We start from the raw sequence: 8,476 nt of genomic DNA, 5'->3' as shown, positions 1-8,476 counted from the left end.
CCGGTCGCGGCGGGCGCCGCCGCCGCTCCGAGGCTGCCGCGGACCCGGGCGAGCTTGCGCTCGGTGTCGAGCCGGACGAAGTGCGAGGCGGAACGGCCCTCCAGGACGCCCACGCCCTTCGCCTTGACGGTGCGGCAGACCACGGCCGCCGGCCCGGGGGCGCGGACCGCGCCGTCGAGGGCCTCGCCGAGCGCCGCCAGGTCGTGCCCGTCCACCTCGACCGTGTGCCAGCCGAAGCCGGCCCAGCGGTCGGCGACCGGAGCGCCGTCGCTGACCTCGCGCACCGCGCCGGTCTGCTGGAAGCCGTTGACGTCGACGACCGCCACCAGGTTGTCGGCGTTCAGGGCGCGGGCCACCTGCGCCGCCTCCCACACCGTGCCCTCCTGGAGCTCGCCGTCGCCGATCAGCACGAACGTACGGGCGGGGGTGCCGCCGGCCTGGCGCTGCGCCCACGCGGTGCCGTTGGCCAGCGCCAGCCCGTGGCCGAGCGAGCCGGTGGCGAACTCCACCCCGGGGACGGCGACATTGCCGTGGGTGGCCAGCCGGCTGCCGGGACGGCAGAAGGTGGCGACCTCCTCGCGGGGGACGAACCCCCGTTCGGCCAGGGTGGCGTAGAGGGCCATCGCCGCGTGGCCCTTGCTCAGCACGAAGATGTCGCGCTGCTTCCACTCGGGGTCGGCGGGGTCGATGTCCATGGTCCGGAAGAAGAGCGCGACCAGGATCTCGACGGCGGACATCGAGCCCCCCAGGTGGCCGCCCTCGGGCCCCGCGCACATGTCCACGATGTGCTCGCGGACGGCGCGGGCGCGGGCCGCCAGCTGCGCGGTCGTCGGCTGGTGCTCGGATCCGGTCAGCGGCCCGCACCTTCCGCGAGTTCCGGCAGGACCTTCAGGTGCGACCAGACCTTCTCCACCGCGTCGGCGAAGCTCTGGAGCAACGGTCCCGCGTCCGGCGGCAGTTGGCGCTGCTGGAGGGTGAAGCTGCGGTCGATGACCTGCTGGGTGACCGGCCAGGAGGCGGGGGTCTGCCGGTTCAGCGGGCGCAGCGCCGGCTGGTCGGCGAGCGGCATCATCTGGTACCTGGTGACCGGCATGCCCTCGGCGCGCAGGGCCCGCATCAGCAGGTTCCTGGCCTCCCCCGGCTCCAGACCGGGCAGGACCCGCTCGAAGTCGACCACGAAGCGCAGGATGTGCCACGCGTGCTCGTAGCCGTCCGGCTCGGACGGGCAGGTCAGGCCCTCCAGCGGGCGCAGCCGGGCCAGGAAGGCCTCGACATTGGCCCGGCGGGCCGCGTGGTACTCGTCGAGCCGCTCCAACTGGCTGGAGGTGTAGGCGGCCTGGACGTTGCTCAGCTTGGCGTTGAAGCCCAGCCGGTGGCTGACGTAGCGGCGGGGGCGGTCCGGGCGGATCGTCTCGCCGAACTGGCGCAGTTGGACGATCCGGTCGGCGACGCGGTCGTCGTCGGTCACCACCAGGCCGCCCTCCCCGCAGGTGGGGAGGTTCTTGGTCATCTGGAGGCTGAAGGTGGCGGTGTTGCCGGACGCGCCGGACAGCACCCCGCGGTGGCGGGCGCCGTGGGCCTGCGCGGCGTCCTCGACCACCACCAGACCGCGCCGGCGGGCGACCTCGCCGATCGCGTCCAGGTCGGCGCTGAGGCCGTGCAGGTGGACCGGCAGGACGGCCCTGGTGCGCCCGGTGATCTCGGCGGCCAGGCTGTCCGGGGACATCGTGAAGGTGACCGGGTCGACGTCCGCGTACACCGGGGTCGCCCCGACGTGCACCACGGCCATCGCCGTGCCGACGAAGGTCAGGGCGGGCACCACGACCTCGTCGCCGGGGCCCACGCCGTGGGCCAGCAGGGCGAGTTCGATGGCGGTGGTGCCGTTGCTCACCCCGACGCAGCGCCGCACGCCCAGGTAGTCCGCCCAGGACCGCTCCAGCCGTTCGACGGCGGTCTCCTCCGTCCGGTCGGAGACGAAGACGTTCGACTCCAGGACGGACAGCACCGCCGCCCGGTCCGCGTCCGTCGTCCTCGGCCAGTCCACCGGTGCCAGCGACCCCAGTACGGGTTCGCCCCCGGCGAGCGCCAGCCCGCCCACAGACCCGCCATCCATCAGACGTCCGTCCATTCCGTCGCCAGGGCGAGCTGCCAGTCGGCAGCCAGCTGCTCGTACGCGTGCACCAGCTCGGCGCCGCGGCGCGGCACGAGTTCCGTGGTCCCGGCCGTCTCCGCCGCGTGGGCGCCGAGCAGCCGGACGTTCGACCAGGCCGCGACCACCCGGTCCGCCGAGGCGGCCACCTCCAGCAGTAGGGGCTGCTTGCTCCGGTGCGCGAACTCCTGGGCGAGGCGGCCGTGCAGGAACGCCTGCGACTGCATCGACCAGCCCAGGGTGTAGGCGCTGCGGAGTTCCGCGGGGTCGCCGCGGTGCTCCGTCAGCCGTTCGACGAAGCGTCCGAGTCCGGCCCGGCCGGTCCAGAGCCGGTCCCCGGTCCCGGCGGTGCCGCCGGTCCAGCGGTCCAGGTTGCCGCGCAGTGCCAGGGCGACCCGGTCGGCGGTGAGTTCGCCGGGCTGCTCGCGCACCGAGGTGGTGAGCACCCGGCCGCCGATCTCCCGGCTGGAGAAGAAGACGTCCTGGGCGTCGGAGGGATTGCCGGACAGCCAGCTCGCGAGCAGGTGCTCGGCGGCCAACCAGCCCTGGAAGCGCGGTGGTTGGGCGTCCGAGACGTAGAACTCCACGGCGCCGGCGGCGGTCCGCCGCCAGCCGGGCACCACCACCAGGTGGGCCGCGTGCACGTCGTGGAAGGCCGGGCGGAACGGGAGGTGGTAGTTGTCCACCGCCACCACGACGCCGGAGTGCTGCTCGATCAGCCCGATCAGGTCGTCAGCGTCCGCGCCCGTCGTCCAGGCGGACTCCACCTCGTGGTAGGGGCACAGGTCGCCCGCCACGCCCCGGTCCCCCTGGGCCGGGCGGTAGAACTCCTCGCGCGGGACGTCCTCCGGCGCGAAGACGAACTCGCAGGAGAGGCCCAGGACTTCGACGGGCCGTAACCCGTGTTCCAGCAGTACGCCGCCCAGGGTGGTCTGCAGGCAGCTCAACGGGTCCTCGTACCACTGGGGGTAGCTCCCGGCGGCGCCGTTCCACCGGGCGGCGCGCGGCGCGGTACCGGTCGTCCCGACCCCGGTCGTCCTAGCTGAGTGCACGGCTGGCTCCCTGTATCAGCGGTTCGCCGTCGGCGCCGGCGCCCAGGTGGCGGCCGACGAGCGTCAGGGCGAAGAGATGGACGGCCGGGTTCCTGGGCAGCGACATGGCCGTGAGCGGCTTGCGCGAGGTCACCGGGACGCGCTGGCACCAGAGGGTGATCCCGATCCGCTCCTGCACATGGTGCGGGTAGTGGATGACGTCGGTGCGCAGAGCCAGCTCCTCGCCGAAGTCGGACCGGCCCTCCCACAGGTCGGAGAGCGCGAGGTGGTCCCGGTCCACGGTGCCGTCGGAGAAGTGCCAGGTGAGCACGTCCCTGACCCGGCGTTCCCCGCAGCCGATGAGGTAGAGCCAGTCCCACCGGCGCTCCGGGACCTCGATCCGCTGCCCGGCGCAGCGGACGTTGTCCGGGCCGGTGCCGTCGAGGCGGGCGGTGCGCAGCGGAACGCCGTCCACGAGGAGTTCCAGCGGCGCGTCCTGGGCCGGCAGCGAGTTGCGCCAGACGTTGAGGCGGCCGTCGGCGAGGTTCGCCGGGGTGGTCGCGGCCTGGTTGTTCATGAAGGGTTCGAGCGCGAGCACCTTGTGAGCGGTCTGATCGGTCGGAGCGGTCTGAACGGTCTGAGCGGTCTGAGCGGTCTGAGCGGTCAACGGAGGTCCTTCCGTACCAATGCCCTGCTCTGCAGACGGGGTTCGACGACGGTGAAGCCGCAGGACTCGAAGGTGGTGACCCGGCCGCGGAAGCTGCCGCGTTCGAAGGCGGCCGCGGGGTCCCGGTCGTCCTCGGGGTAGGCCTCGATGAACTCGGCCTTCTCGTCCCGCGCCCACTGCGCGGCCCGGTCGATGAGCACCTTGGTGAGTCCCTGGTGCCGGTGGTCGCGGGTGAGGTAGAGACAGACGACGGACCAGATGCGCTCCGGGTCGTCGCCCTTCAGCAGCTTGGCCGCCCGGGACCTGGCCAGCCGGGGGAAGCCGAGCCGGGGGCCGACCCCGATCCAGCCGGCGGGGACGCCGTCGACCGTGCCGAGGACACCCACCCGTTCGCCGCCCTCGACCAGTTCGCGGAGCCGGTCCTTGCGCGCCGCGGTGCCGCAGGAGGAGCGTTCCTTGGCGGTCATGCGGAAATACGTGCACCAGCAGTTCTCCACGAGGCCTTTCGGCTCGAAGAATTCGCCGACCGTCGGCCAGTCGCCCGGCCCGACAATCGTGGTGACGAAATCGCTCATCGCTTCTGCCTTCCGCGGTGCGGTCGCCGTCCCGGTCGCCGATTACTTCCAGGCCACGGCGAGCGGCAGACATACTACGCCGTTCAGGAAGTTCGAGATCAGGTGCCCGGGTTCGCCGTCGAGGGCCACCGACCGCACATTCTTTCGCCAAAGGTCGAAGAATATCTTCATACCGATTGCGGCGACATGCTGGCCGATGCACCGGTGCACACCGAGGCCGAAGGCCAGGTGGCGGTTGGGCGAGCGGTCCGGGACGAAGCGGAAGGGATCGGCGAACACCTCCTCGTCGCGGTTGGCCGAGGCGATCCAGGCGGAGACCAGCGACCCGGCCGGCACCTCGGTCCCGGCGACCAGGCTGTCCCTGGTGGTGCGCCGCAGCACGTGGTTGACCGGGCTCGCCCAGCGCAGCGCCTCGTCGACGAACCGCTGGTCGGTCTCCTCCTGGCGGGTGAACCAGGACCACAGGTCCGCGTCCTCGGCCAGCATGATCAGCATCTGGTTGATCGTCTGCGGCACGGTCGGATTGGCGCCCATCAGGAACGCGTAGGCGTTCAGCAGCGGCACGTCCCGACCGGTGGTGTCCCCCACCACCTCGGCCGTGGCCGGGCAGCGGCCGCTCACCGAGTCGGCGGGCGGGGCGTCCTCGAGGACGTTGCCCAGCACGGACATGATGGTGGTGTGCGCCTGGAACAGCTCGATCCGGCGCTGGCGCTCGGACTCGGCCGCGTCCACCCCGCCCATCGCGCGCACCGTCGCCCGGCCGGTGACCGCCCACTCCTCCTGCGGGATGCCCATCAGCAGGCCGGTGATCGTCATCGGCAGGGTGACCATGGCCTCGCAGAAGTCGAAGGACTCCCGACCCCGGAGGGTGTCGAACAGCTCCGACATCCGGTCCGTGATGCCGCGCTCCAGGCGCTGCGCCGCCTGCGCCGTCATCAGCGGGGTGAAGACCCGCTTGATCGCGGGGTGCAGCGGCGGGTCGGTGAGGTGGATCGCCGCTCCGGCCGCGACGTCGCCGTCACCGCGCACCGTGAGCATGGTGCTGTACGCGGAGGAGAACGTCGCGGGGTCGTTCAGCACCTCGAACACGTCCGCGTGCCGCAGGGCCGCGAAGAATTCCTGGCCGTCCGGCGTCCGCTGCAGCGGCAGCCCGTCCTGCTTGCGCAGGTCCTGCCAGAGGGAATGCATGTTCCGGACCGCGTACTGCGATTCCTCGTAGAGGTCCGGGGACAACAGGTCCGACGACAGCAGGTCGGAGGATTCGGGGCCCGCGGGAGAAATTCGCATCGAAATACCGCCTTCACCTGGGATAACCGACACTCGAACAACACACGCGCACGGTCCGGGTCTATCCGCCGGCCGCCGCGCCCTCCCGGTCGAGGAATCCGATGCTCTCCGCGCATTTCATGTAGAAGCGCGAGCCGACCGACCACTCGGTGATTCCCTGGGCGCCCAGCACCTGCATCGCCGCCCGAACGACGCGCACCAGGGCGTCCTGGGCCACCAGCTCGAAGCGGCCGAGCACCTCCCCGTCCACCTCGGCGACGTGCTCCGCCAGCTCGTGCAGCCGGGTGCCGACGGCGTTCAGCTCGGCGTAGCCGCGGATCAGCGGGAACATCAGGGCGTCGAGGTCGACCAGCTTGCGGTCGAACTGCTCCCGGGCGGAGGCGTGCTCCCAGGCGGTCCGGAACAGTCCGAGGCCCAGGCCCAGCGCGTGGGCCGCGTGGCGCAGCCGGCACTCGGGAGCGGCGCAACCGCCGTGGGAGTCCTCGTCGGCCGGGCCGACGCCCCCGGCCGCCCCGTGGCCGAGGCGGCAGGACCGGTAGGCGTTCTCGTACCCGAGGTAGCCCAGGCCCAGGGCGATCGCGCAGCCGACGGTGAGTCCGAGCCCGAGGCCGCCCTCCTCCTCCGGCCGCTCCACCCCGTCCAGGCCGAGGTCGGCGAGGGTCTCCGCGAGCGCGGTGCGCCGGGCCGGCGAGTGGGCGAACAGCGGCTCCACCCGGACGGCGGCGCCGACCGGCCCGAGGACCTCCAGCACGGTGTCGACCAGCTCCTCGCCGAAGCGGTGCAGGATCGCCAGGCAGCGCCGCTCGTACTCCTCCTTGAGGTCCGCCGCGATGGTGGAGAGCATCATCTCCGAGGTGCCGGCGGACAGGGTGAGCCCCGGTGACTCGGTCAGGCCCGAGAACAGCTCCTCGTGCACCAGGTCGTCGACGCCGGTGGTCCGGCCCGGCGCGGTCCGGTCCGGGGTGCTCCGGCCCAGCGTGCTCCAGCGCCGCAGCACCTCGTGCCCGACCTGCTGGCAGGTCTCGCTGGTGTACAGCTTGGCGACGGCGGTGTCGATCGCCCGGACGTCGGCCCGCAGGAACACCTCGGTGGCCGCGCGGGCCAGCGTGGTGGCGCACTCGACCTGGCCCTCGAGGCGTTCCAGCCCCGGCGACCGGCCGACCGTCGCGCGCAGCGCCCGCAGCCAGCGGGCCGCCCTGACGACGTGGTCGATGCCGGTGCGCTCGATGGCCAGCGCGCCGTCCAGCAGGGCCCAGCCTCGACCCTCCTCGCCGACCCGGCGCCAGTCCTCGACCTCGACGTCCTGCAGCCGCACCCGGCACATCCGCTCGCGCTGCACCGTCTCCACCAGCTCGACGGTGACCCCGGCGGCGGCCAGGTCGACGACGAAGAGCGTGATGCCGTCGTACTTGTGGCCGTCCCGGCCGGTGCGGGCGGCCACCAGCGCCGAACCCGAGATGTCGCTGTAGATGCTGAACACCTTGACGCCGTTGAGGACGTAGCGGCCGTCCCGCCGCTCGGCCCTGGTGCGGAGCGCGGCGAGGTCGCTGCCGGCGCGCGGCTCGCTGTAGAGGACGGTGGCGAACTCCTCGCCGCCGGCGAGGCGCGGGAGCAGTTCGCGCTTCAGGCGCTCCGAACCGGACTTGAGCACGAAGTTGCCGACGATCTGCACGGTCAGCGCGTGGACGAGGTCCGGCAGCCCGGTCGAGCAGAAGCCCTCGAACAGCTCGATGGCGAGCCGGGTGGGCAGGCCGCCGCCGCCGAACTCGCGCGGCCAGTCCGGGGCGAGCAGTCCGCGCCGGCCGAGCTCCCGGTAGGCCTCGGCGATCGCGTCCGGGTCCATCCGGCGGGAGCGGATCACCAGGTCGCGCCAGTGCGGGGTGTCGACCAGCTTGGCCAGTGCCGTGTGCAGGGCGGCCTCGTCGGTCCCCTCGGCCCCGTCGGCCACCACGGCTTCGTCGGGCCCGACCGCGCCCGGGGCCGGTCCCGCGGCGGTGGCGGTGGTCCGGTGCTCCCGGAGGATCCGCTCGATCGCGGCGACGTTGCCGCTGTCGCCGAGCAGTCCGTAGTGGTCGCCGGGCAGGTCGTGGAGGTGCACGGCGCCCGTGGTCGCGGTGCGCCAGTCGGAGGTGAGCGACTCCGCCGCGCGCACCGAGACCAGGTCGAGGTCGCCCGGGGTGGGGTGCCACTCGCAGACCAGCCGCCGGTTGCGGGTGAAGAGGGCCAGCCGCTCGGCGAACACCTCCGGGTCCATGTCCAACCGCGCGGCGGCCTCCTCCGCCGTCCCGGCCGTGAACCCGGCGTCCTGCCCGCCGAGTTGCAGCGCGTCCTGGACGAAGCCGTGCAACGCCTCGGCGGGCGTCCACACCGGGACCGCCCGGCCCGCCCAGGTCGAGTCCAGCAGCACCACCTCGGGGCGCTCCCCGCGCTCCGCGAGCAGGCAGGCGATCTCCCAGGCGAGGGCGCCGCCGAACGACCAGCCGCAGACCACGTCGATCCGGGGGCCGTGCTCGCCGAAGCTCTCGACGTGCCGACGGGCGAGCTCCTGGATCGAGCCGGCCGGCCCGGCGTCGGCGACCGCGCGGGCGGTCGCGTCCAGCCCGAGGCACCGGTGGTCGGCCAGTCGCCGCACCAGCGGCTGGTAGGCCAGCAGGCTGCCGCCCACCGGGTGGGCGAACAGCACCACCCGGCCCGCCGTTGTCGTACGGCTCAGTTCGACGAGACTCGATGTGTCCGCCGGCGCCGATCTCGTCCGGAGATAGGCGTT

7 protein-coding genes are annotated in these 8,476 nt (G+C 73.0%); all 7 read right to left on the bottom strand.

The features are described from left to right. Positions 1–776, bottom strand: a 776-nt coding sequence (locus BI06_RS34755; protein ID WP_082558912.1) for a transketolase, incomplete at its 3' end; no start/stop codon positions are given. Between the two features lie 74 nt (positions 777–850). Then, complete coding sequence (locus BI06_RS34750; protein WP_082558906.1) at positions 851–2,113, bottom strand: DegT/DnrJ/EryC1/StrS aminotransferase family protein; 1,263 nt, start codon at positions 2,111–2,113, stop codon at positions 851–853. Beyond that, positions 2,113–3,201: a BtrH N-terminal domain-containing protein gene (locus BI06_RS34745; RefSeq protein WP_082558905.1), complete on the bottom strand. Its 1,089-nt coding sequence runs from the start codon at positions 3,199–3,201 to the stop codon at positions 2,113–2,115. The genes BI06_RS34750 and BI06_RS34745 overlap by 1 nt, the downstream gene beginning before the upstream one ends. Continuing rightward, positions 3,188–3,847, bottom strand: a complete 660-nt coding sequence (locus tag BI06_RS34740; protein WP_051742594.1) for a hypothetical protein — start codon at positions 3,845–3,847, stop codon at positions 3,188–3,190. The genes BI06_RS34745 and BI06_RS34740 overlap by 14 nt, the downstream gene beginning before the upstream one ends. Next, positions 3,844–4,422 (bottom strand): GNAT family N-acetyltransferase, encoded by a 579-nt coding sequence (locus BI06_RS34735; RefSeq protein WP_051742593.1) that lies wholly within the window; start codon positions 4,420–4,422, stop codon positions 3,844–3,846. The genes BI06_RS34740 and BI06_RS34735 overlap by 4 nt, the downstream gene beginning before the upstream one ends. Positions 4,423–4,464: 42 nt before the next feature. Continuing rightward, entirely contained in the window at positions 4,465–5,709 is a 1,245-nt protein-coding gene (locus BI06_RS34730; RefSeq protein ID WP_082558904.1) for a cytochrome P450, read from the bottom strand. Between the two features lie 61 nt (positions 5,710–5,770). Continuing rightward, the gene (locus tag BI06_RS34725) at positions 5,771–8,395 is read right to left on the bottom strand and encodes a thioesterase domain-containing protein (protein ID WP_051742592.1); all 2,625 of its coding nucleotides are present in this window, start codon (positions 8,393–8,395) and stop codon (positions 5,771–5,773) included. Between the last annotated feature and the right edge of the window lie 81 nt (positions 8,396–8,476).

Origin of the sequence: Kitasatospora sp. MBT66, from assembly GCF_000710405.2 — a bacterium.
GTDB lineage: Bacteria > Actinomycetota > Actinomycetes > Streptomycetales > Streptomycetaceae > Kitasatospora > Kitasatospora purpeofusca.
This window is presented reverse-complemented; position numbering and strand designations above follow the sequence as displayed.